Source organism: Acinetobacter sp. CIP 102136, assembly GCF_000369685.1.
GTDB classification, from domain to species: Bacteria; Pseudomonadota; Gammaproteobacteria; order Pseudomonadales; family Moraxellaceae; genus Acinetobacter; species Acinetobacter fasciculus.
Map to the genome: position 1 here is coordinate 441,250 of NZ_KB850141.1, position 24,190 is coordinate 465,439.

The 24,190-nt window shown below is 41.5% G+C and carries 20 protein-coding genes; 12 read left to right on the forward strand and 8 right to left on the reverse strand.

Translation table 11 applies throughout. The features are described 5' to 3' along the window. Nucleotides 1-28: 28 nt before the first annotated feature. From F893_RS04925 to F893_RS04955, 7 genes are all read right to left on the reverse strand, one after another. Entirely contained in the window at nucleotides 29-1,444 is a 1,416-nt protein-coding gene (locus tag F893_RS04925; RefSeq protein WP_005250736.1) for an efflux transporter outer membrane subunit, read from the reverse strand. Between the two features lie 10 nt (nucleotides 1,445-1,454). Next, a complete protein-coding gene (locus F893_RS04930) occupies nucleotides 1,455-3,431 on the reverse strand; it encodes a MacB family efflux pump subunit (RefSeq protein WP_005250738.1) in 1,977 nt (658 codons plus the stop codon). Nucleotides 3,432-3,433: 2 nt separating this feature from the next. Continuing rightward, the gene (locus F893_RS04935) at nucleotides 3,434-4,795 is read right to left on the reverse strand and encodes a MacA family efflux pump subunit (protein ID WP_005250741.1); all 1,362 of its coding nucleotides are present in this window, start codon (nucleotides 4,793-4,795) and stop codon (nucleotides 3,434-3,436) included. A 124-nt stretch (nucleotides 4,796-4,919) separates the two neighbouring features. After that, the gene (gene holA / locus F893_RS04940) at nucleotides 4,920-5,906 is read right to left on the reverse strand and encodes a DNA polymerase III subunit delta (protein WP_005250743.1); all 987 of its coding nucleotides are present in this window, start codon (nucleotides 5,904-5,906) and stop codon (nucleotides 4,920-4,922) included. Nucleotides 5,907-5,915: 9 nt separating this feature from the next. Continuing rightward, the gene (locus tag F893_RS04945; protein ID WP_005103222.1) at nucleotides 5,916-6,449 is read right to left on the reverse strand and encodes an LPS-assembly lipoprotein LptE; all 534 of its coding nucleotides are present in this window, start codon (nucleotides 6,447-6,449) and stop codon (nucleotides 5,916-5,918) included. Nucleotides 6,450-6,656: 207 nt separating this feature from the next. After that, on the reverse strand, nucleotides 6,657-9,278 hold the full coding sequence (leuS, locus tag F893_RS04950; protein WP_005250745.1) for a leucine--tRNA ligase: 2,622 nt from the start codon (nucleotides 9,276-9,278) through the stop codon (nucleotides 6,657-6,659). A gap of 123 nt (nucleotides 9,279-9,401) precedes the next feature. Further along, the gene (locus F893_RS04955; RefSeq protein WP_005250747.1) at nucleotides 9,402-9,755 is read right to left on the reverse strand and encodes a DUF4124 domain-containing protein; all 354 of its coding nucleotides are present in this window, start codon (nucleotides 9,753-9,755) and stop codon (nucleotides 9,402-9,404) included. A 686-nt stretch (nucleotides 9,756-10,441) separates the two neighbouring features. On the opposite strand from F893_RS04955, the gene F893_RS04960 reads away from it, so the two are divergent. The 3 genes from F893_RS04960 to ilvC all read left to right on the forward strand — a co-directional run bounded on the left by F893_RS04960 (nucleotide 10,442) and on the right by ilvC (nucleotide 13,780). Beyond that, entirely contained in the window at nucleotides 10,442-12,169 is a 1,728-nt protein-coding gene (locus F893_RS04960) for an acetolactate synthase 3 large subunit (protein WP_004278370.1), read from the forward strand. Further along, a complete protein-coding gene (gene ilvN / locus F893_RS04965; protein ID WP_004278369.1) occupies nucleotides 12,166-12,657 on the forward strand; it encodes an acetolactate synthase small subunit in 492 nt (163 codons plus the stop codon). Before F893_RS04960 ends, ilvN begins: the two co-directional genes overlap by 4 nt. A 106-nt stretch (nucleotides 12,658-12,763) precedes the next feature. Beyond that, the gene (ilvC, locus tag F893_RS04970) at nucleotides 12,764-13,780 is read left to right on the forward strand and encodes a ketol-acid reductoisomerase (protein WP_004278368.1); all 1,017 of its coding nucleotides are present in this window, start codon (nucleotides 12,764-12,766) and stop codon (nucleotides 13,778-13,780) included. 497 nt (nucleotides 13,781-14,277) lie between these two features. Here ilvC and F893_RS17335 read toward each other — a convergent pair. After that, a protein-coding gene (locus F893_RS17335) for an IS5 family transposase (protein WP_155757261.1) occupies nucleotides 14,278-15,100 on the reverse strand; the annotation gives its coding sequence in 2 pieces (ribosomal slippage) (nucleotides 14,278-14,718 and nucleotides 14,720-15,100; 822 coding nt in all). 695 nt (nucleotides 15,101-15,795) lie between these two features. On the opposite strand from F893_RS17335, the gene F893_RS04985 reads away from it, so the two are divergent. From F893_RS04985 to rlmN, 9 genes are all read left to right on the forward strand, one after another. Then, nucleotides 15,796-16,320, forward strand: coding sequence for a hypothetical protein (locus F893_RS04985; protein ID WP_005103231.1), 525 nt, complete (start codon nucleotides 15,796-15,798; stop codon nucleotides 16,318-16,320). Nucleotides 16,321-16,418: 98 nt separating this feature from the next. After that, nucleotides 16,419-17,120, forward strand: coding sequence for a fimbrial biogenesis chaperone (locus F893_RS04990; protein WP_005103239.1), 702 nt, complete (start codon nucleotides 16,419-16,421; stop codon nucleotides 17,118-17,120). A gap of 33 nt (nucleotides 17,121-17,153) precedes the next feature. After that, the gene (locus F893_RS04995) at nucleotides 17,154-19,481 is read left to right on the forward strand and encodes a fimbria/pilus outer membrane usher protein (protein WP_005250750.1); all 2,328 of its coding nucleotides are present in this window, start codon (nucleotides 17,154-17,156) and stop codon (nucleotides 19,479-19,481) included. Nucleotides 19,482-19,493: 12 nt separating this feature from the next. Continuing rightward, a complete protein-coding gene (locus F893_RS05000; protein ID WP_005103244.1) occupies nucleotides 19,494-19,904 on the forward strand; it encodes a hypothetical protein in 411 nt (136 codons plus the stop codon). Nucleotides 19,905-20,145: 241 nt separating this feature from the next. Continuing rightward, the gene (locus F893_RS05005) at nucleotides 20,146-21,426 is read left to right on the forward strand and encodes a glycosyltransferase family 4 protein (protein ID WP_005250751.1); all 1,281 of its coding nucleotides are present in this window, start codon (nucleotides 20,146-20,148) and stop codon (nucleotides 21,424-21,426) included. Nucleotides 21,427-21,446: 20 nt separating this feature from the next. Further along, complete coding sequence (locus F893_RS05010) at nucleotides 21,447-21,998, forward strand: phosphatase PAP2 family protein (protein WP_004278361.1); 552 nt, start codon at nucleotides 21,447-21,449, stop codon at nucleotides 21,996-21,998. Nucleotides 21,999-22,085: 87 nt separating this feature from the next. Further along, the gene (gene iscX / locus F893_RS05015; RefSeq protein ID WP_004278360.1) at nucleotides 22,086-22,286 is read left to right on the forward strand and encodes a Fe-S cluster assembly protein IscX; all 201 of its coding nucleotides are present in this window, start codon (nucleotides 22,086-22,088) and stop codon (nucleotides 22,284-22,286) included. Nucleotides 22,287-22,396: 110 nt separating this feature from the next. Beyond that, entirely contained in the window at nucleotides 22,397-22,828 is a 432-nt protein-coding gene (ndk, locus tag F893_RS05020) for a nucleoside-diphosphate kinase (protein ID WP_004647460.1), read from the forward strand. A gap of 122 nt (nucleotides 22,829-22,950) precedes the next feature. Beyond that, entirely contained in the window at nucleotides 22,951-24,186 is a 1,236-nt protein-coding gene (gene rlmN, locus F893_RS05025; RefSeq protein WP_004278358.1) for a dual-specificity RNA methyltransferase RlmN, read from the forward strand. The last annotated feature ends 4 nt before the right edge of the window (nucleotides 24,187-24,190 follow it).

Here is a 24,190-nt window from a genome sequence, read left to right on the forward strand (position 1 = left end):
CAGCGGTTTTTTTATGAATCAAGCTTTGTTAAGGCAATTGTTTAATCGGGCTACCACCCAATGCCTGCATCAAGGTGACATAGGCATTATATTGATTCTGTCGGGTTTGCACCAAAGACAGCCGCGCATTGCGCGTAGTTTCCTGTGCATCCAGCAGGTTCTTTAAAGCGACTGCACCATTACGATAACGCACTTCAGTCAAGCGTTCAGTTCTTTCTGCCAGCTCAACATTGCGTTGCTGCAAAGCCACCTGCTTAGTGAGCTCAGTCCGATTCGACAAGGCATTTTCCACATCGGCAAAGGCTTCATACATGGTCTGGCGATACTGGATAATGGCTTTTTCATATTCCAGCTCATTGACTTGTAGATCACGTTTCATGTCATTCCATTGCAGGAAAGGCAAAGTCAGACCAGCACCTAAAGTTGCAACCGGATTTTTCAGGGCATTGGAGAGGGAAGTACTGCTGCCAATACCGGTGGTCAGATTACCGGTCAAACTAATGGATGGATAGTAGCTGGCTTTGTTGGCATCTTTATTGGCTAGTGCCTTACGCAAGCGCAGTTCAGTGGCTCGAAGGTCAGGGCGACGTGACAACAAACTCGCCGGTAAGTCAGCCTGAATACTCGGCAATTGAATATTCGGTAAACGGCTTGGCTCTTGAATCGCGAGCTGTTGAACCGGCATGTGCAGCAATACCGCGAGTCCGGTACGTGTTTCCACACGTTGCTGTTCAATCTGGCTTAAGGTTGCCTGCTGGCTTTGAATCGCCTGTTCCGCCTGGGTTAAATCCAGACCGGATACTGCGCCGGCACGATATTGCACCCGCACCAGATCATAGGTTTTTTGCGCGGTCGCCAGATTTTGCTGTACCACGCTATAACGTTCATTCAGATAAGCCAGTTGCCAGTACAATTGCGCCGTGGTGCCAATCAGGCTTTGTGCAGTTGCCTGCAAGTCTTCTTCAGAAGCTAAGGCCTCCCAGCGAGCGGCTTCGGTCTGATTGGCCAGTTTGCCAAACAGATCCAGTTCATAGCTTAAACCTGGATAATTAATCCCAAAACCTGATGAACTATCACCATCTTCTAAATCAAAACTTCTACGTGTTGTCAGTCCAGCATCGCCAATACGCACCCCTTGCTGGCTTTGCGTTTGTCTGGCTTGAATGCGGGCCTGTTGTAAACTGATGCCAGCCACTGCCAGATCGGTATTCTGCGCCAATACTTCATTCACCAAATTATTTAATTGCGGATCTTTAAATAAAGTCCACCATTGATCTGCCAAAATATCGGCATGAATCTGCTGACTTAAAACCTTATTGTTTTGAAAGCTACCCGGCATATTAAGCGCAGGCTGTTCATAGGGTGTTTTTACCACTGCGGCACAACCGACCAGCGAGCTTCCCAGCAACAGGGCACTGGCAAGCTTGGTTAAATTCATTTGCATATCAGGTTCCTTATTCGCGAGAAAGTGCATCGACTGGATTCAGACGAGCAGCGTTACGTGCCGGGATAAAGCCAAACACAATCCCGATCAGGCTTGAGCAGACAAAGGCAGCCACAATTGAAGTGGTTGAATATGCCATCTGGAAAGTACCACCGGCAAAATGGGTAATCAGCTGGCCAATTCCGAGGGAAAGCAGCACACCCAAAATACCACCCAAGATACAGACTAAAACGGCTTCAATCAGGAACTGTTGCAGAATATCACTTTGACGTGCACCCACCGCCATACGCACGCCAATTTCCTGAGTACGTTCAGTCACTGACACCAGCATGATATTCATCACCCCGATCCCGCCGACCACTAATGAAATTACCGCAATCGCTGAAATCAGCAAGGTCATGGTGGCTGTGGTTTGCTGAATGGTTTCACGGATACTATCAGCATTCTGGGTAAACACATCCTGCGCGCCATGGCGTTGTACCAGCAGATTCAGAATCGCATTTTCAGCCGCCGCACTTGGGTATTCATCCTTAATCCGTACAATGATGCTACGCACATTGGATTGCCCCAGCATACGGCTCATCACGGTGGAATACGGCAGATAGACATTCAGGCTATCATTATTGCCCATCATGCCTTTTTGCGCGTCGATCACGCCGATAATCCGGCTCGGTACGCTCCCGAGTAAAATCACCTGACCCACCGGATTGGTGCCATCCTTAAAGAAGGTGTTTTTGGTATTGGTGTCAATGACGACATCTTGCGCCTGTTGCATGACGCTACTGCGGTCAAAAGGTTGACCGGACTGGAAGGTCATGCCACGCACATAGAAGAAATCTTCACTGACGCCGTTGACCGTGGTTGAAGCTTCGATTTCTTTATAACGGCCGGTGACACTGCTATTCACCGACGGACTGACGCCATCGACATACGGTTGTTCGGCCAGCGCATCGGCATCGGCCGGAATCAGGGTCTTGGACTGTGAAGATCTGGAATTGTCCCCAAAGCCTCGGCCCTGAAATACGGTAATGGTATTGGTGCCCAGACTGCTGATATTTTCCAGAATCTGCTTTTGTGAGCCATTACCCAGCGCCACCACCGAGACCACCGAAGCGATCCCGATAATGATTCCGAGCATGGTCAGGAAAGTCCGCATGCGATGCGCATTCATGGCCAGCAACGCCATGCGGAAAGCTTCACCGAGACGGTCAACCGCAGAACGCCATGAAGAAATCTTCTTTTGTTCACTGCGGATTAGCGGCTGTTTTTCCAGATGCTCTTCGACTTCAGGAATATTGGGCTGATCAGAAATAATATTGCCGTCCGAGATCTCGATAATCCGCGTCGCATTTTTCGCTACATTGTGATCATGCGTGACCAGAATGATGGTATGACCTTTAGCATTCAGTTCACGCAAAATGCGCATCACTTCAATACCGCTGTTCTTGTCCAATGCACCGGTCGGTTCATCGGCCAGAATCACGTCACCGCCATTCATTAACGCACGGGCAATCGAAACACGTTGCTGCTGACCACCAGAGAGCTGGCTCGGACGATTCTGGGTTTTTTCACCCAGACCCAGATCGGTCAGAATCTTGACGGCTCGCGCATGTCGTTCAGATGAATCTGCACCGGCATAAATCGCAGGAACTTCGACATTGCCTGCTGCGTTTAAATCACCCAATAAATGATAACGCTGGAAAATAAAGCCGAAATATTCACGGCGTAATTGCGCCAGTTCATCCGCTTCCAGTTCGCGGGTTTCACGGCCTTTAACCTTATAGCTACCGGTAGTTGGTTTGTCCAGACAACCCAGAATGTTCATCAGGGTCGATTTACCGGAACCGGACTGGCCGACAATCGCTACCAGTTCACCCGGATAAATCTCCAGATTCACCCCTTTTAAAATCTGGACCGTGCTTTCACCCGCAGGGAATTCACGAACCAGATTTTTCACCTCGAGGAGAGGCTGTTGTTGTGAATTCATGCTTACATTCTCATTGGGCCACGGCTATTGCCACCGCGTTTTGCTGCATCATTGGAGGTATCAGAACCATCGGCAATCACCACCTGATCACCACGTTTTAAACCTTTCAGCACTTGCGCAGTCGCGCGGTTATTCAAACCGATTAATACAGGGGTTGGTTTTGCAGTACCATCGGCTTGCAAGACACGAACCATGCCACGTTGTGCTTTACCTTGCTCAATCAATGCAAGTTCTGCTTCAGACAGGTTTAGACGCGCTGGACGTTCACCGGCAGGGCGATTGCCTTGAGCCGATTCAGCTTCAGGACGTGATGCCAGACTGCCTTCACCGCGAGAACCCTCACCACGCGCTTCACCACGATTGGCACGTGGCGGACGGTTTGAACCTTGAATGGCCGCAGCAGGAATGGTCAGCACATTTTTGGCTTCATCCAGTACGATATAAACTTGTGCAGTCATATCAATACGTAATTTTCCATCTTCATTCGGTACATCGAACAATGCGTTGTAATACACCGCAGAACTTGACGATGAGCTTGAGGTATTGCTATCGGTATTAATTGAATTGGGTGCAGGCTCAACCTGACGTAGTTTGGCGTAAATCTTTTTCTCGTTATTGCCTAACGTAGTGAAATAAACCGTCTGACCTTCTTCAACTTTCATGACATCCGCTTCAGAAATTTCAGCTTTAATGGTCATGGTGTCGAGTTTGGCCAGTTTAACAATGGTCGGCGCACTCTGGTTGGCATTCACGGTTTGACCTTCTTCAGTCACAATCGCCACAATCGTGCCATCCATCGGGGCTACAATCTGGGTATAGCCAAGATCTTCTTTGGCAGTCGCCAGCGTCAAACGCGACTGTTCAATCTGTGCATTGATAGCGGTGATATCCGCTTGCGCCGTTTTATAGTTCGCAAATGCCGATTCCAGCTCTGAGCGAGAAGTGGCATCCTGTGCATACATGGCTTTCTGACGGTTGTATTCAGCTTCAACTTTGGCCAAATTCGCCTGTCTTACTGCAAGTTGTGCCATCTGATTTTTAATGCTGGCTTCAGCGGTTTTTAAATCATTTTCCTGACGAACGGAGTCAATCCGCGCAATCAGCTGACCTTGCTTGACCTGATCGCCCAGTTCTACATACATTTTTCTGACCTGACCCGAAACCTGCGCCCCCACGCTGACCATCTTGGTCGCTTCCAGAATACCAGTCGCCAGTACAGAGCTTTCGATATCGCCTTGGGTGACTTCAGCCGTAATATATTGCGGAGGCTGTTCTTTGGGTTTGAGGAAGTACCACCCCGCAGCGATGAGCGCAATGGCAATCACGGCGGCCATAATCAATTTCGTCGGTTTTATTTTTGGCATGATCAATATCGGTTCAAAATCAGAGAATTGTGAACGATTATAAAAGCGAAATTAGGATAAATCGTGTATTTTTTTAAACTAATAGGAATGATTATTATTTTATTTTTCGAATTTTGACAAACACTTAGTGAAATAGGGGCTTGCCACAGATACTGGAAATCGCCTGTAGTACCAAATGCTCCGGATTTTCATGTCCGAGTCCTTTAATTGAGGCATCAATTCTTAATAATAACCCCGGCCAGGCCAGAAAAGTCTGTGGGCTGAGACGGCGCAAGGCTTGTTGATATAACCCGACTTTGGTTTTCCATATCCCCATTTGCAAGGCATTTTGCGGTTGTTCAAACAGCTGCATCAACAGACGCATTTCCTTGCTGAGACTCCATAAAATCAGGCTCATCGGTTCGCCTGAAACGACTAGATACTGAAAAATTTTGATCGACTGGGAAAGATTACCTTGTAGCAGGGCATCGCTCAAATCATAGGTGCTATAACGTGACTGATCTTGTAAACATGCATATAAATGATCAACCTGAATGATATCGACTTCAGCAAAGGTATCGCTAACCCGCATCAGGCTGTTCTTTGCTGCAAGCAGGTTGTGCTCATGATGTTGTTCCAGCCATTGCCAGGCATCATTGGCTAAACGAATGCCGAGTTTTTCAGCTTCAATACCCAGAATCTGCTGCCGGTCTTTTGGATAATTGGCCACCAGCGAAACATTCACACCATTGGCATCAATCAGCTGAAAGAAACTGGATTTCAGGCTATTACTATCCTGTTTGGGCATCACCACCAACAGCAGGTTTTGTTCATTATGCTGCAAATAGTTTTTCAGTAACTTGATTGCGCTGGCATCCGGTTTGATATTGCCATGTACTTCAATCGCCAACTGGGTTGAAAACAGCGACAAGCTGTTCAAGGCATTAAAGACGGTTTTCCAGTCGGCGACCGAACTAATGTCATAGCGTTGACGTTCAATGTCCTGCTTTTGCCAGCTGGCCCGAAAGGCATCAATTAAATTCTGTTCCAGCAAAGGCTCTTGACCATGCAAGACCCAAGCACCGCGAGCTTCATCGACACGTTTCAGGGCTTGCAGATAATCAAGTTTCATAAAGAGGTCTTATTGAGCAGGTTGCGCTGAGGTATTTTGTTTGGCTAAGGGTAAGCGGTTCGATGAAATCTGACGCGCGATCTGCTGCGCCACATCATCAATAATGACCTGATTCAGATATTTTTGTTCCTGGTCATCGGTGTTGACCGTTTCAATATCATATTGATACGTACGTGTTGCCACGACAGTGCGTGGTTCAGTGATCGGATTGCCTTGTGCATCTTCAATCCGGAAAGTCACGTTTAAACGTAACAAGGTTTCAACTAGTTTACCGTTCAGTTCCAGACGGCGAGGGGTGTAATCCAGGACACGTAACACATAAGCATTGGGTGCATTACTTAGCTGTACGCCTGCAGCACCGAGGTAAACTGCCAGTTTTTCTTGCAGTTCTTCAGTATTGGGCGGTAAAGACAGGCTCATGACAGAGTAAGCAACAGGGGCGGAGCTCGGATTGGTTCCTTTCAGATGAAAGCCACAGCCGACTAAGCCTGCACTCAGACCACAAGTTAAAACAATTGCTGCTAAATGTTTGCCCAAATGCATGTGTTGCCCTCTATGCTTCCCGAAGGGGAATATTTGAAATCCTGAACTGGATTGTAAAGTCAAAGCCCGTTGGCTGGCAACGGGCTTTGTTTGGGAATTGTGAAATCCTTCAGAAAGTTCCTTCTCCCTCTGGGAGAAGGTTAGGATGAGGGGTTATATATTTACCTCTCCCTAGCCCTCTCCTGAGAGGAGAGGGAACTTAAGGATTTAAACCACCAAATTCACTAATTTATTCGGTACCACAATTTCTTTCTTGGTTGGACCCGTCAAGAATTGCTGAACTTCAGGCAATGCTTTGGCTTGAGCCAAGATGTCATCTTTAGAGGCATCTACAGATACTTCTAACTTGCCACGAAGCTTACCGTTCACTTGAACCACGATGGTTTGTGTATTACGTGTCAGCGCAGATTCATCTACCGCAGGGAATAAAGTTGAATTCAATTCAATCCCAAATTCAGCCAATAAAGTCTGGCTTAAATGCGGTGCAAATGGTGCAAGTAAAGTTAACAGCGTGGTAATTGATTCACGTGCAACAGCAACGTCATTGTCATCTTGGGCTTCAAACTTGTTGTTGGCGTTTAGAAGTTCCATCAATGCAGCAATGGCAGTGTTAAATGCATGACGACGTTCGATGTCATCACCGACTTTTTGGATGGTTTCGTGTGTCTTACGACGTAGGTCTTGCGCAGCCGTAGACAGTGCCGATTTGTCGATGTTTGCAGCAGTATTCGCTTTTTCAAGGAAACCTGTTGCTAAACGCCATACACGTTTCAGGAAGCGGTTTGCACCTTCAACACCGGCATCAGACCATTCCAGTGATTGATCAGGTGGTGCAGCAAACATCATGAATACACGTGCCGTATCTGCGCCGTACTGGTCAATAATCGATTGTGGGTCGATACCGTTATTTTTCGATTTCGACATTTTTTCCTGACCACCAACCACAACTTCCTGGCCATCTTCTTTATATTTTGCAGAAAGCACACGGCCTTTTTCGTCTTTTTCAAGTTCGATATCTGCCGGGTTAAACCAGGTTTTCTTGCCAGATTCAGCTTCACGATAGAAGGTATCTGCAAGCACCATCCCTTGCGTTAACAAGTTAGTGAATGGTTCATTGCCTTGTACCACGCCTTCATCACGCATCAATTTGTGGAAGAAGCGTGCATAAAGCAAATGCAGAATCGCGTGTTCAACACCACCGATGTATTGGTTGACAGGTAACCAAGTTTGACCCGCTTCAGGTTTTACCATGCCATCAGTAAAGTCTGGAGATGCATAACGTGCATAGTACCAAGATGATTCCACGAAGGTATCTAGCGTATCTGTTTCACGACGAGCATCGCCACCACAGCTTGGGCATGACGTTTCGTAGAATTCAGGCATTTTGTTCAACGGGTTACCTGAACCATCTGGAACAACGTCAGTCGGAAGAACCACAGGAAGCTGCTCTTCAGGTACTGGCACTTGACCACATGATGGACAGTTAATCATTGGAATTGGACAACCCCAATAACGCTGACGGGAAACACCCCAGTCACGTAAACGGAATTGAACCTTAGAACTTGCCAGGCCTGTTGGTTCTAATTTGGCAAGGAATGCATCGTATGCACCCTGGAAATCTAGACCGTCAAATTCGCCTGAATTAACCAGTTTACCTTCTTTAGAGCCATACCATTCTTGCCACTCTGTCTCAGAGAACTCAGCATCATCTGCGCCTTTGGCATCAATCACTTGCTTGATGGTCAAACTATATTTATTGGCAAATTCGAAGTCACGTTCATCGTGTGATGGAACTGCCATCACCGCACCTGAACCGTAAGACATCAATACATAGTTGGCGATCCAGACCGGAACTTCTTCACCTGTGACAGGGTGTTTTACAGAAAGACCGGTTGCCATGCCTTTCTTCTCGGCAGTCGCAAGATCCGCTTCTGCCACAGAACCCATACGGCATTCTTCAATGAATGCACCCAATTCTGGGTTTGTTTCAGCCGCTTTCAGCGCCATCGGGTGTTCTGCTGCAACTGCAACATACGTTACGCCCATCAGCGTGTCGGCACGTGTGGTGAAGACTGTTAAACCATCTGCATAAACTTCTGGATTCGCTGAAGGGAAGGTGATTTCCATCCCTTGTGAGCGGCCAATCCAGTTACGTTGCATGGTCAATACTTGTTGTGGCCAACCGTCTTTAAGCGTGTCTAAATCGTCCAGTAACTCTTGCGCATAATCAGTGATGCGGAAGTAGTACATTGGAATATCACGTTTTTCTACCAATGCACCTGAACGCCAGCCACGACCATTTTCAACCTGTTCGTTGGCAAGAACAGTCTGATCGACCGGATCCCAATTCACGGTTGAAAGCTTACGGTAGATCAAGCCTTTTTTATAAAGCTGAACAAATAGCCATTGTTCCCAACGATAGTATTCAGGGGTACAGGTCGCAAATTCACGATCCCAATCTACGGCTAGACCGAGTTTTTTCAACTGGTCACGCATGTAAGCAATATTTTCAAATGTCCATTTTGCCGGTGCAACCTGGTGTGCAATCGCTGCGTTTTCAGCAGGCAGACCGAAAGCATCCCAACCCATCGGTTGCAGGACAGTTTCACCTTTTAAGCGATGGAAACGGCTGATCACGTCACCAATCGTATAGTTACGCACATGACCCATATGTAGCTTGCCACTTGGGTAAGGGAACATCGAGAGAATATAACGACGTGGACCTTCTACTTTGTCGGCAACTTTAAAGGCTTTGCGAGATTCCCAATCCTGTTGGACTTGAGGCTCAATCGCACTGGCTTGATATTCGGAATCAATGTGAGTAGTCATAAACGTATCAGTGAATTACGGTGAAAAAAGTCTGTTGCACAGCATAGCGCAAAATGTACCTAAAAGTGAATTTTGCGCCGGCATTTCCCGAAGAAAAAACACGCTGTTCTATATAGAGGTGTCTTATAAAGCAACTGCACGATTTTTAGATTGCTGCAAGGCTTCGTTGGCTTCACGTTGTTGCTGGTCCTGATTCGCAGGAACTTGAGGGGCTTGTTGCTGTTGTTCTTGAGGTGTGTTCTCGGTTTGAACTTCAGTTTCAGTCGTTCTAGATGATGCTGGTGCTGAATTTTTCCAGCCATAGGTATCCACTGTGGTGGCTTTTTTCGCAGATTTCGGTGGTGGCGTCTTGGTATAATGCGTGACACCTTTCGCATCGACCCATTTATGATACTGGATCGCGGAAGCGCTGGTGCTACAGATGCTCAAAACAACTGCGCAACTCAAACTGAAGGCGGTTAAAAAAGATATTTTCATTGTTCTTGGGCCTCGGCTTGCTAGGCATGGAATACTGCAATTATTGTAGTGATATTTTCAGTAAAAATGATGGATTTTTATCTGCTTTATTCAAAGCTAACTGCTTAAATAAGCTCAATCTAGCATATAAGAAATCAGAGAAAAATCTTCGTATACAAAATTTATTGATAAACAATTTCCTTTCATTTAATAAAAATTCATTCATTTTTTTTATATAAGACATATTAAAAATTTATAAAATTAAACCATTAACTCTATGAATTTTATTGGATTAGATGAATAGACAAGACAGTAAATGCATGGCTATGAGCTGATATTGCTGTTAAAAACAGCAGATCTAGGCACTATAAGTATGGATTGTCTGTTTTTTAAACTTGACTTTAAAGCCTGAAAACACAAGAATGCTGCAATAGTTTTATATGCCTTAGATCGATCACCCTTCGACTAAGTGTCATTTCATGCAGTGGGCGATTTTTCTAGCCGAGAAATTGAACAAAGCTAAGCAAAATATGTTTATCCCAACATGTTTTAGATCCCGTATTGCTCGAACAGCGAAGAGATCAGATTTTTTTCCTATTGCTTTGAAAACTATGAAATTTGTGTGCTATAACAGTGCAGACAGTTAACAAACGAAACACTGCAAATGCCTCCCATTTGTGCAGTGAATAATATTAGGGTGAATCACGTTGGAACTTCTATCTGGTGGTGAAATGCTTGTTCGCGCATTAGCGGACGAAGGCGTTGAACATGTTTTTGGATACCCAGGCGGCGCAGTTCTTCATATTTATGATGCGCTATTTCAACAAGACAGAATCAATCATTATCTCGTACGTCACGAACAGGCTGCTGGTCACATGGCCGATGCTTACTCACGCGTGACAGGCAAGACCGGTGTTGTGCTGGTGACTTCCGGTCCGGGCGCAACCAACACGGTGACCCCAATTGCAACGGCCTATATGGACTCAATCCCGATGGTGATTTTGTCAGGTCAGGTTGCGAGTCATCTGATTGGTGAAGATGCATTTCAGGAAACCGATATGGTCGGTATTTCACGTCCTATCGTGAAACATAGCTTCCAGGTGCGTCATGCCAGCGAAATTCCTGCGATTATCAAGAAAGCCTTCTATATTGCGTCTTCAGGTCGTCCAGGTCCTGTCGTAATTGATATTCCTAAAGATGCGACCAATCCTGCAGAGAAATTTGCTTACGAATACCCAGAAAAAGTGAAGATGCGTTCGTATCAGCCACCGTTCCGTGGTCACTCAGGTCAAATTCGTAAAGCGATTGAAGAACTGATCCATGCTAAACGCCCAGTTATTTACTCAGGCGGTGGTGTGGTTCAAGGCAATGCTTCAGCACAATTGACAGAGCTTGCGCATCTATTGGGTTATCCAGTGACCAATACCTTGATGGGTCTTGGCGCATTCCCGGGTGATGATGAACAGTTCATCGGTATGTTGGGTATGCACGGTACTTACGAAGCCAACATGACCATGCACAATGCAGATGTAATTCTGTGTGTGGGTGCGCGTTTCGATGACCGTGTTACTAATAACCCTGCGAAATTCTGTCCGAATGCAAAAGTCATTCATATTGATATCGACCCAGCGACGATTTCAAAAACCATTATGGCGCACATTCCAATTGTCGGTGCTGTAGAGCCTGTACTGAATGAGATGTTGAACCAGTTGAAACAGCTTAATGTTTCTAAGCCAAATCCTGAAGCGATTGCGGCATGGTGGAAACAGATCAATGAATGGCGCAAGGTTCATGGTGGTCGTTTTGAGGCAGGTGTTGATGGTGTAATGAAGCCACAACAAGTGGTTCAGGCATTGGACAAAGTGACCAATGGCGAAGCGATCATTACTTCTGACGTCGGTCAGCATCAAATGTTTGGTGCGATGTATTACAAATACAAACGTCCACGTCAATGGATCAACTCAGGTGGTCTAGGCACTATGGGTGTAGGCTTGCCATATGCAATGGCTGCGAAGCTTGCATACCCGGAACAGCAAGTGGTGTGTATCACCGGTGAAGCATCGATTCAGATGTGTATCCAGGAACTGTCGACCTGTAAGCAATATGGCCTGAACGTCAAAATCCTGTGCCTGAATAACCAGTCTTTAGGGATGGTGAAGCAGTGGCAAGATATGAACTATGAAGGACGTCATTCAAGTTCTTATGTAGATTCATTACCTGACTTTGCCAAACTGATGGAAGCTTATGGTCATGTTGGCATTCAGATTAATCATGCCGATGAGCTAGAGTCTAAGCTTGCAGAAGCGATGGCAATTAACGACAAGTGCGTATTTATTAACGTTATGGTAGATCGTACCGAACACGTTTATCCGATGTTGATTGCGGGTCAATCGATGCAGGATATGTGGTTGGCTAAAGGGGAGCGCACGAAATGAGACATATTATCTCTGTACTCGTAGAAAACGAATCAGGCGCGCTTTCTCGTTTAGTGGGTTTGTTCTCACAGCGTGGCTACAACATCGAAACATTGAACGTTGCCCCGACTGAAGATCCAACACTTTCACGTTTGACATTGACCACTTATGGTGATGATCACAAGATTGAGCAAATTACCAAACAGCTTAACAAGCTGGTTGAAGTGGTGAAAGTGGTTGACCTGTCTGAAGGTGCACATATTGAGCGTGAATTGATGCTGATTAAAGTCAAAGCATTGGGTTCATCGCGTGACGAAATCAAACGTACGGCAGATATTTTCCGTGGTCAGATTGTCGATGTAACACCAACGACCTATACCATTCAAATCGCGGGTACCACTGAAAAAGTGGATGCGTTTATTGATGCACTTGCAGAACACACGATTTTAGAAGTGGTTCGTTCAGGTGTATCAGGTATCGCACGCGGCGAAAAAGTACTCACCATCTAAATTTTAAGTATTTCCTCATCTGAATAAGAAGAGGGTATCAGGCAATGTAAATTTAAGGGTCATTGCCTGATTTAACGGACAAACAAGCATTTAAGCGGAGACAGCAATGCAAATTTTTTACGATAAAGACTGTGACTTATCTATCATCCAATCTAAGAAAGTAGCGATCATTGGTTACGGTTCACAAGGCCACGCGCATGCGCTTAACCTGAAAGATTCTGGTGTTGACGTAACTGTAGGTTTACGTGCGAACTCTGCTTCTTGGAAGAAAGCTGAAAATTCAGGTCTTAAAGTTGCTGAAGTTCCTGCTGCTGTAGCACAAGCTGACGTAGTGATGATTTTGACTCCAGATGAGTTCCAATCTCAACTTTACCGTGACGTAATTGAGCCAAACATCAAGCAAGGCGCGACTTTAGCATTTGCTCATGGTTTCTCGATTCTTTATAACCAAGTTGTTCCACGTGCTGACTTAGACGTAATCATGGTTGCGCCTAAAGCTCCTGGTCACACCGTACGTTCTGAATACCAACGTGGTTCAGGTGTTCCTGACCTTATCGCGATTCACCAAGACGCTTCTGGTAATGCGCGTAACGTTGCTCTTTCTTACGCTTCAGGCGTAGGTGGCGGCCGTACAGGTATCATCGAAACTTCATTCCGTGAAGAAACTGAAACTGACCTTTTCGGTGAGCAAGCAGTTCTTTGTGGTGGTGCTGTTGAACTTGTTAAAATGGGCTTCGAAACTCTTGTTGAGGCTGGTTATGCTCCAGAAATGGCGTATTTCGAATGCCTACACGAACTTAAATTGATCGTTGACTTGATGTTCGAAGGCGGTATCGCGGACATGAACTACTCAGTGTCAAACAACGCTGAATACGGCGAATATGTAACGGGTACTGAAGTAATCAACGAACAGTCTCGTGAAGCAATGCGTAATGCGCTTAAACGTATTCAATCTGGCGAATACGCGAAGATGTTTATTCAAGAAGGTGCGTTGAACTACCCATCTATGACTGCTCGTCGTCGTCAAAATGCTGCTCATGGTATCGAAGTTACTGGTAACAAGTTACGTGCGATGATGCCTTGGATTCAAGCGAACAAAATCGTAGATAAAGAGAAAAACTAATTTCTCGAATCAATTGATTTGAATGCGAAAACCCACTTAATTTGAGTGGGTTTTTTATTTCTATGTTTACGTGGCTCAAAAATGGAAGCACTGCTTCCATTTTTTTCGTATCTTAGATTCAAGTGAACAAAACTGTAAATAAGGAAAAGAACTAAAGTTACGTGCCTTGCAAAAAAAACAGGAAAGCAGTTTTTTCCTCTTTTTTTTGTAGCATGTATTCAAGCAGAATAATTCTAATCAAGAATCAAGTTGATTTTTTTAATTTAAAAATATTAATAATGAATAAATAGTTTATTAGAAGAAGGATTTCTTATTTATTAAATATGATTTCTATATAAAGAGTTATTAAGCCTAAATTCTACTAATAATCTTTTTGAGAAATTCAAGTGAGAATATCTAAATTATTTTAAGTCTTTAATTTTTAAAAATTTAAAATTTAAACTGAACTAAATAGTTGAAATGAAATAATTTATTTGTTAGATCTCTTGCGAAAGTCATTATTGAAAATTTATCCGGTTTACCAATGCAGCTATTAAGTTGACGCGTAAACCAAATCTTTTCCGTCTATTTCGATAGCGTTCACTTAATATTCTAAATGTTTTCAATTGACTATTGATGTGTTCGATCACAACTCGTATTTTTCCAATCATTTTATTGTACTTTTTCTCAACATCAAATAAGGGTAAATTCTTCTTTTTCTTTATTGGCATCAATAATTTAAAGCCATCTTGCTCTAATCCATAGTAACCTAAATCGGTCATAACATATTCACAATGTTTGAATTTCTTAACCGTTTTTCTTGCCAGTTTAATGTCATGCTGACTGCCATTCGATATATCTAGCCCTATGATTTGTTTGCTCTTCGGATGATAGATCACTTGTACTTTTAGCGTATGTTCCTTCTTTTTACCACTGTAGAACTTACTCTGATTTTTTTTTCGGGCGTTCTATTGAACATTCTGTGGCATCAATAATGACCCAGTTAAAGTGTTCGTCTGCTGTGGTAATGCTTCGTTTTGGCAGAGTAAAACGTCTTGATTTCATTAATGCATCTTCAACTTTTTTAATGGTTCGATTCACATTGCTTTCAGCGATATGGTAATTTGCCGCCAATTCCAGTTGAGTGCTGTAGTTCCGTAAGTAATTGAGCGTTAATAACAACTGATCCTCTAAATCTAAAGTATGAGGACGACCTGATTTCTTTTTGAGTGATTCTGCTTTTTCTAAAACATCTACCATTTCGGTAAAAACTGGTCGAGGTACGCCAACCAGGCGTTTAAATTCAGAATCTGAAAAACGGTTTAATTTCTGATATCTCATGAAATCTATATTGAGGTGGTTTTTACTTTCGCAAGAGGTCTGTTAATTAAGTATTTATAAAGCTTATTTGAATAATAAAGTTATTTATTCGGTTATATTTAAATTAATAACTATATTTAATTTTAATAAGGAAATAATGTGAGTAATTTTTTAATAAAATTGCAAAATAAGTTTTTAAATATTTATTTTTATTTAAAAATATACAAGCCATTGTTTTAAATATTTTATTTAGAAAAAATTTAATGGTCAAAATTGAATATAATTATCGCTATGTAGTAAAAATAACGAAAAAAAACGGAATAAATCACATTTTTTTATGCACTGATAAGGAAATTGTAAGACTTTGTGAAAATTATTGTTTTAATAAAATAGATTTTAATAATTTTATTTTAATCAGTAACTTAATGTTTTTATTTTTTTAGTAAAAAATGGTAAGAATAGAGAGAACTCCAAGATGTTCGGATTTGTAATGTTATGTGATTTTATATAAGTATTTATTATATAAATAAAAAAATCTTATTTGAAACAAAAAAAATATATTGTGAATAATAACATTTTTGATTTTTTTTTAAATAATGATAATAGAATTGCCTCAGCGCTTATAACTTAAGTGCTCATAATAATAAAGAGAACTTTAATATAAGCGTAAAACTAATAGATAGACATCTTCTTTAAAAAAAGAAATGGAGAAAGACATGAAAAAAATGACTCAAGCAGCATTGGCAGCATTAGTGATGAGCTTTGGCTGTGGTTCAACATTGGTTTATGCAGATGCAGAAATTGCAGGCAAGCCAGGTCCCAAACCAACAAAACCACATAAGCCAGGAAAGCATGGATGTGGGGATAAATGTGATGGGAAAATTAAAATTAATTTGAAAGTCGATAAACATTGTGATGTAGATATGGGTGATACCGTATTAAACCTTGCTCGTTCTACAGCAGGCGGTGGTGAAGTATGGACGGATTCAACATCATTTAGTGTAGATACCAATTCATTCTTTAGAGTGAATTATGTAGCACCTACACAATTAAATGGTGCTGGAGGTTCTGTTCCAGTAACAGTCGCAACTTTGGCAAATGGTGCAAGTTATTCAACTGGAGATCTATTGGAAACTACTTCAGCTACATTTGATGTTACTGCTACTGTAGCGGGTAGTGATTATCGTGATGCACGTGCCGGTGACTATAGTAACGTATATACTTTTGCAGTAGCATTCTAAAAATTATAAATGACTTAATAGTAGGAGATGTTTAATACATCTCCTATTTTAATATTATTTTTTAATAAAAATATTAAGCTAAAATATGGGATTTTGTTATGAATGGGAAGATTTTAAGCTTTTTTATATTATTTCTTTGTGGTTTTTATGCATCAGCAGGAATAAAATTTACACCTGTCCAGATGAATATAGATGATTTCAAAAGGCAGAAAAGTACAACTGTAAATATTGAAAGTACGGGGATATCTACTTCCAAAATATATGAAATTAATGCATTTAAGTGGGAACAAAATGATAAAGGGGAAGATATTCTAGTAAAGGATGATACATTGTTATTTAACCCAAAAATTTTTGAATTAAAACCAGAGAGTAAACAATTGGTTCGGATGGGTTTTAGTCAATCCCCAGCAAACTTAAAAAAAGAACAAGCATGGCGAATTATTTTTGAAGAAATTACGCCTGTTGTAGATAAATCTAACTTAACTTTTCTATTTAATTTTTCTTTACCATTGTTTGCTGGTAAACAAGTATCTCCTAAGCTGGATGTAAATATTCAAAAAACGAGTAATACATCTTATTTAAACATTAATAATGTGGCTGATTCTCATGCAAAGCTTATAGAAATAATTGTTTTAGATCAGAATAATAAAGAAATAGTTAAAAAAAATATAGTTCAATATATTTTAAGTGGTAAAAAGGTTGTAGTTGATCTGGGTGATATTAATGTAAATGGGAGGTTGAAGCTTAAAATAAAATTAGAGGACCAAGCAGAATATCTTGAATTTCCTATTAAAGTATAGTTATTAAATAATAAAAAGTAAAAGGATAATACTATGAGATCCACAAAAGTCCTTCTTATGATTGTATGTGGGATGGGATTGTCAAATATCAATGCAGAAATAATTCAAGGAATAACAAAGCCAGAAAACCCAGAAATACTTATCGTTAATATTTGGGTGAATGGCTTAGATTATAACACGGAAACAGTAACTTTTTTTGAGGGGGATAAGAGATTTGTTGAATGTAAGGCTTTGGAAAATATTGGAATTCGTGTAGAGAAAACACCTCGGCATACAATTAAGAAGGATTTTTGTCTTATTACTCAACCGGGAATTAAAGTCGAAGATGATTATAGTTTGCAAGCAATAAAAATATTTTTCCCTGTCGATTATTTTGTGGGAACTGACTATGATCTGCAAATAGAAATTCCTGAAAAAGCAAACTTTGGAGGTTTTGTTAATTATAATTTATTTTATAATAGAGATGATGAAGACCAAGATTTTAATACGTTTTCAGAATTTGGCATATTTAAAGATTATTGGTTATTTAAAAATGCTTTTTTATATCGAAAAGAGCCTGATGAGTTTGAAGAAAATTTGTTAAGAGTAAATAGCACTCTAGATATTGAATTTCCAGAAAAGTATTTAAGATTAACTATAGGAGATACTACAAGTACTTATAATTCATTAAATATTTCTTTTCGTTTCGGAGGATTAAGTTTTGGAACAAATTATACAGATCGACCAGATTTTATCTACTGGAACACTCCTAACTTAACAGGAAGTGCAAGCCTACCTTCAACTGTAGACTTATTCATTAATGGTGTAAGACTTTATAGGGACTCAGTTGCTCCGGGATATTATAGCCTTCCAGCTGGAGGTGTTTTAAGTCAAGCTGGGAATGCTCAAATAGTAGTTGAAGATATTTTAGGTAATCGTACTGTAAGAAGTTTTCCTGTTTTTATTAATAGTCGATTACTTAAACCAAAACTAAATGAATATAATATCTCATTCGGTAAGCTGCGTTATAATTATGATTCTGTAGATGATGATTACCGTGACTTTTTTTCTAAGTTTTATTTCCGTCGTGGTATTAACTCTTTTACTACTTTAGGTGTCGATCTTTTATATAACCAGGATGTTAGTAATCTTGATTTATTGTGGACGCAAGGTATAAGTAAATATTTTTTAATTGATAGTGCTTTTTCAGCTAGTCAAATTAAAGATGGAGATCAAGGTTATGCTGCTAAAATTAGTCTGACTCGAAATTTAAGAAATTGGTCTGTAGGATTAAATGGTAAGTATTTCTCTGAAGAATACGAATATCTGGGAAATAATTTATATGAATCTAATCTAAAATATTCGGGGATGTTCTATTTTAATTTTTCTAATCTAAAATTTATTGATAATTTGGGTTTTAATTATATATATCAATCTTACTACAATAATAATGGATTATTAAGCGAAGACCGTAAATTTTTTGATATTAGAGCATCTAAGGCTTTAACAAATAATTTATATACTAATTTTGGTTTTTATAAGGACTATAGTGATGAGGATGATCAAGGATTTAATATTGCTCTTTATTATAATTGGGGAGCAAATAAACGAATTTCCCTAGACCATGATACGGCCGATAATGAAACAGCTTTAAGTTTTAGTCGAACCACCTCAACCCAAAATGGTTTCGATTATGTAATAGGCGTAAACCAAGCTGATGATGAACTTCATTACAATGCTTATGGGTTATGGAAAACCAGTGTTGGCAATTTGCAGCTTTCTCATGATGAATATGAGGATCGTCGCAATTCACAGCTTAGTTTTGATGGTGCTTTAGTCTGGCTAGGGAGTAAAGTAGCGCTGACTAAATATGCAGATAATGCGTTTGCACTTGTGCACGTGGATCAGCACCCAGACTTAGATATTTACCGTTCGGCTGGACTGGTGGGGAGTACCAATAAAAATGGTTATATGTTCGTTCATAATCTGATTCCTTATATTCATTATGATATTTCTTTTGATCATAATCAGTTAGGCTTAGATGAAACTTTCGAACAATCTTCAAAAAAAATAATTGGACTTGAACAGCGAGGATATCGGTTAAATTTTCCTGTTCACAAAACTAAGCGTATAGCCCTTAGACTCAAAGATATTAAACAAAATAATTTATCACCAGGCTCTGAAGTGGTTGTAGAAGGCATAACTGCAGAACCTTTTTTTGTGGATAGTCAAGGAATGGTTTATTTATACCTCTTCAAAGCCGGTTCATATAGCCTCAAAGTCCAGACTCAAGGAGGCCAACAGTGCCAAGTTCAGTTCACACTTAATGAAAATCAATTCCAGAACTTAGATAAACAAATGCTAGAAGCAATATGCAGATAGGAGTACAAAAAAATGAAAAAACTCTTCATATTTATAACTACCTTACTAATGAGTGGAATCGCGGCAGCTCAGTATTGTTCTATTGATGGATTTACTGATTCAGAATTGCGTCTGGCAAGTTATCAACGTAGCCAAGCTGCAACCTCTTTTAATGTTTCTTGTGATAAAGGTTACTCTATCTTATTCAGTAGCCAAAACTTGATAAATCCGGATGGTACAAGTTATGTATCGAATGGTCCTTATAAATTACGAACCAAATTAAATTTAAGTGGGGCTAACAGTAATCTATGGGGGGTAAAACTTGATCAAAATTCTGGAAAAAGACAAAAATATATTATTTCTGTTCAACTAGTTGATAATCCTTATAGTGGTGTGCCTGCAGGAGACTATCAGGACCAGATCTCAGTCGATATCGATTTTTAAAAATAAAATTTTAAATATCAAAAAGCCTATAATGATAATAAATAATTGAAAATATTTGAAAGTATTGAAGGGGAGTGTGTAGTAAGTGAATATCTGTTAAACAAGCAGATATTCACTTACTTTTAAGTCGAATGGAGAAGTGGTAAGCATTGTTGTGGAGTTGTATTTAAGCTTCATGATTCATCAAATAGTCATGAGATCTTTCTATACTGGGTGAAAAATATAAGCGAATAGGTGCGAGATGCAACAAATTTCCATCTCAGAATTATTAGAGCAAAGACCTGTTATTCACAAAATCCAGTTTGATTTAAAAGTACAACGTAAACAGGCCATTCATGACAAAATAGTCCTAGAAGATCTGACACGGTCCCGTTTAAAAATTGCCATCGTTACCGAAACCTGGCCTCCTGAAATCAATGGTGTTGCCCATGCTTTATTGCAACTTTGTAAAGGATTGCAAAAACAGGGACATAAGATTTTATTAATACGTCCAGAACAACGACAAGCCTGTAACGATTTTAAACCACATAGTGAATGTCTGGTTAAAGCGCATTGCCTTCCTAAATATAGCAATTTGCAGTTTGGTAGACCGCAATTTCTAAAAATCCATCAAGCTGTTGAAACTTTTACCCCCGATATTATTCACATTGTGACCGAAGGCCCTTTAGGTTTGGTAGCTCAACAGCTTGCAAAATTCCATAAAATTCCAGTCTCTAGCGGTTTCCATTCGTCATTTCAAGAATTTAGTCGGTTTTTTGATTTGGCTTTTTTGCTTAAGCCGATTCAAGGCTATTTAAGGTGGTTTCATAACAATACTGATTTGACCTGTGTCCCCAGTCGAGGTACGGCTCAAGCCTTAAATCAGTTTGGTGTAACTTGTCCCTTGGCAGTTGTGGGCAGAGGCGTCGATCCAGATACATTTTCACCAAAGTGGCGATCACCAGATTTGCGCTATGTTTGGGGAGTTTCAAACGAGACCCGGGTGATGTTGTATGTCGGACGGCTTTCTCCTGAAAAGGAAATTGACGTGCTGATCAAAACCTATTTTGTGCTGCGCCAAGTTCGTCAGCAAGATATACGTTTGGTAGTGGTTGGAGATGGGCCGGATCGCACTCGACTGCAACAACTGAATCAGGATGGCAGTATTGTTTTTACCGGTAGCTTGACAGGAGAAAAACTGTCAGCGGCGTATGCCAGTGCAGATGTATTCTGTTTTGCCAGTCAGGTTGAAACCTTTGGAAATGTGGTATTGGAAGCGATGGCCAGTGGCTTGCCAGTGATTGCTTATGATTATGCTTGTGCAAACTTGCATGTGCAGCATGGTGAAACGGGATGGTTGAGCAGACTTGGACATCAGCGGGGTTTGATTCAGCAGATGCTCGGACTGCCTGATCTGCAAAGATTACAGCAGATGGGCGCGCAAGCACGTAAAAAAGCCGAAAAAGTAGGCTGGCAATATCCGGTCCGGCAATTTGAACAGGCACTGTATTCACTGGTACAGCATCAGGAATACAGGATATAAAACAAGAAAGGAGCACCAGTGTGAAACTCCAGAATGTAAAGATTAAATTTTTAGAAATCGATTTGAAAGGCTGTGTTTATCTGAATCATTTTTCGCATTCAGTCCGTATTGCCACTTTTTTTAAAATGATTAGCCGCTTAGGAAATGGTGCATTTTGGTATTTCATGCTGATACTGGTTTGGATCATGCAAGGCTTGATCTATACCGTGCAGATTGTTTATCTGATTTTGGGAAGTACTATAGGTACTATGATTTACAAGGTGCTTAAAATCAAAACTGTACGACCACGTCCTTATCAGGTACATCAAGTGATCCGTTTGGGTGAGCATCCACTGGATCATTTCAGTTTTCCTTCCGGGCATACCTTGCATGCCGTGATGGCAACCACCGTTTTAGGTTATGTCGCACCTTTATTACTGATGCTGATGTTGCCTTTTACGGTTCTGGTCGCAGTGTCCCGAATGGTGCTGGGATTGCATTATCCAAGTGATGTGGCAGTTGGCGCAATTCTGGGTGGCATGATGGCAATTGCCATTGTCCTGACCGCGCCTTATCTGAATATTGTGCTGTAAAAATAAGTGAAAGCCGGAGCAAAGGCTCGCAGATTTTCACAGATTTGTTAAAGTACAGCATCAAAGCAATTATGGTGAGAAATAGAGATGGGTTTACGTTGGACTGACACGCTCGATATCGCGATTGAACTCTATGAAGCGCATCCAGATGTGGACCCGCAGTGGATTCGTTTTACTGATTTACATGCCTGGGTGTGTGCTTTGCCTGAGTTTGAAGATGATCCAACCAAGTCGACTGAAGGTTTGCTTGAAGCCATTCAAATGGCATGGATTGACGAGGCACGCTAAGGCCTCATCTTAAAAAAGCATTTTTTTACAGATGAAAAGCAGAAAAATGCGCATTATCTCGGTATAATGCGCCAAATTTTCATGTCAACAATTGACTTAAGGAGCCTATCATGGCTATCGAACGTACTTTATCTATCGTTAAACCAGACGCAGTTGCTAAAAACCACATCGGCGACATCTTTGCTCGTTTCGAGAAAGCTGGTCTTCAAATTGTTGCAACTAAAATGAAACATTTGACTCAAGCTGAAGCTGAAGGCTTCTATGCTGAGCACAAAGAACGTGGTTTCTTTGCTGACCTAGTTGCATTTATGACTTCTGGTCCAGTTGTTGTTTCAGTTCTTGAAGGCGAAAACGCTGTTCTTGCTCACCGTGACATCCTTGGTGCGACGAATCCTAAAGAAGCTGCTCCTGGTACTATCCGTGCAGATTTCGCTGTAAGCATCGATGAAAACGCTGCTCACGGTTCTGACTCTGTAGCATCTGCTGATCGTGAAGTTAACTACTTCTTCGCTCAAACTGAGATTGCTCCACGTACTCGTTAATTCGCAGTATTCAAGCCAGATAAGTGTTATTATACTTATCTGGTTTTTTTATTCTCTGAATAATTCTTTGCTCACATATTGAGCTTCTCCTTTCATCTTTAGACATGGTTTAGGTAATACACATGAGTACTGAAGCAGTCGCTGTATCAGCAGTTTCTGAGCCACAGCAACACACTCCATCCGCTCCAGCACAGGCAAATACTGTCGAGAAAGTGAATTTACTTGGCATGTCACGTCCGCAAATGGAAAAATTCTTTGAGGACATGGGTGAGAAGAAGTTTCGTGCCGGGCAGGTAATGAAATGGATTCACCAGTTCTTTGTGACTGATTTTGCTGAAATGACCAATATTTCCGGCAAACTGCGTGAAAAACTGGAAAAGATTTGTGAAATTAAAGCGCCTGAAGTGGTGCATAAAAACTATTCTAAAGATGGTACCCGTAAATGGGTATTCCGTGTTGGCGACGGTGAAGGTTCCCTCGTCGAAACCGTATTGATTCCTGCTGAACATCGCAGTGGTTTACGTCGCACTTTGTGTATTTCTTCACAAGTGGGCTGTGCACTGGACTGTTCATTCTGCTCAACCGGTAAACAGGGTTTCCAGCGTGATTTGACTCAAGCCGAAATTATCGGTCAGCTCTGGATGGCGAACTATTCCTATATGGAAGATGTGCCGGTACTTGAGCGTGAACGTTCAGTCACGAACGTGGTGATGATGGGCATGGGCGAGCCATTGCTCAACTACGATGCAGTATTGAATTCAATGCGTATTATGCTGGATGACTTTGCATACGGCATGTCAAAACGTCGTGTGACTTTATCGACTTCTGGTGTGGTACCAAAAATCGATCAGATGGTCAAAGATATTGACGTGGCGCTGGCTATTTCATTGCATGCGCCAAATGATGAACTGCGTAACGAGCTGGTGCCGATCAATAAAAAATATCCGCTTGAGCAGCTGATTGCTGCATGTCAGCGTTACATTGCCAAAGACGGGAATGAAAGTTCACGTAAACATGTGACGATTGAATATGTGATGTTAGATGGCGTGAATGACCATCCTGAACATGCTCAGCAAATGATTAAGCTATTGAAGAATTTGCCAAGCAAGATTAATTTGATTCCTTTTAATCCGTTCCCGCATGCGCCATATGGCCGCTCAAGCCGCAACCGGATTATTTCTTTCCAAAAAACTTTGTCTGATGCCGGTTTTGTGTGTACGATTCGTCAGACACGCGGTGATGACATTGATGCCGCGTGCGGACAGTTAGTTGGACAAGTTGCTGACCGCACCCGTCGTGCGGAACAGTGGAAAAAGAAAATTGCGCAATCGAATGAGATCATGCGCTCACAAGGATAATAAG

Bases quoted from the DNA above. Each gene is read 5' to 3' on its own strand.
- F893_RS04925 (WP_005250736.1), bottom strand. From the start codon at position 1,444: ATGCAAATGAATTTAACCAAGCTTGCCAGTGCCCTGTTGCTGGGAAGC.
- F893_RS04930 (WP_005250738.1), bottom strand. From the start codon at position 3,431: ATGAATTCACAACAACAGCCTCTCCTCGAGGTGAAAAATCTGGTTCGT.
- F893_RS04935 (WP_005250741.1), bottom strand. From the start codon at position 4,795: ATGCCAAAAATAAAACCGACGAAATTGATTATGGCCGCCGTGATTGCC.
- holA (WP_005250743.1), bottom strand. From the start codon at position 5,906: ATGAAACTTGATTATCTGCAAGCCCTGAAACGTGTCGATGAAGCTCGC.
- F893_RS04945 (WP_005103222.1), bottom strand. From the start codon at position 6,449: ATGCATTTGGGCAAACATTTAGCAGCAATTGTTTTAACTTGTGGTCTG.
- leuS (WP_005250745.1), bottom strand. From the start codon at position 9,278: ATGACTACTCACATTGATTCCGAATATCAAGCCAGTGCGATTGAGCCT.
- F893_RS04955 (WP_005250747.1), bottom strand. From the start codon at position 9,755: ATGAAAATATCTTTTTTAACCGCCTTCAGTTTGAGTTGCGCAGTTGTT.
- ilvN (WP_004278369.1), top strand. From the start codon at position 12,166: ATGAGACATATTATCTCTGTACTCGTAGAAAACGAATCAGGCGCGCTT.
- ilvC (WP_004278368.1), top strand. From the start codon at position 12,764: ATGCAAATTTTTTACGATAAAGACTGTGACTTATCTATCATCCAATCT.
- F893_RS04985 (WP_005103231.1), top strand. From the start codon at position 15,796: ATGAAAAAAATGACTCAAGCAGCATTGGCAGCATTAGTGATGAGCTTT.
- F893_RS04990 (WP_005103239.1), top strand. From the start codon at position 16,419: ATGAATGGGAAGATTTTAAGCTTTTTTATATTATTTCTTTGTGGTTTT.
- F893_RS04995 (WP_005250750.1), top strand. From the start codon at position 17,154: ATGAGATCCACAAAAGTCCTTCTTATGATTGTATGTGGGATGGGATTG.
- F893_RS05000 (WP_005103244.1), top strand. From the start codon at position 19,494: ATGAAAAAACTCTTCATATTTATAACTACCTTACTAATGAGTGGAATC.
- F893_RS05005 (WP_005250751.1), top strand. From the start codon at position 20,146: ATGCAACAAATTTCCATCTCAGAATTATTAGAGCAAAGACCTGTTATT.
- iscX (WP_004278360.1), top strand. From the start codon at position 22,086: ATGGGTTTACGTTGGACTGACACGCTCGATATCGCGATTGAACTCTAT.
- ndk (WP_004647460.1), top strand. From the start codon at position 22,397: ATGGCTATCGAACGTACTTTATCTATCGTTAAACCAGACGCAGTTGCT.
- rlmN (WP_004278358.1), top strand. From the start codon at position 22,951: ATGAGTACTGAAGCAGTCGCTGTATCAGCAGTTTCTGAGCCACAGCAA.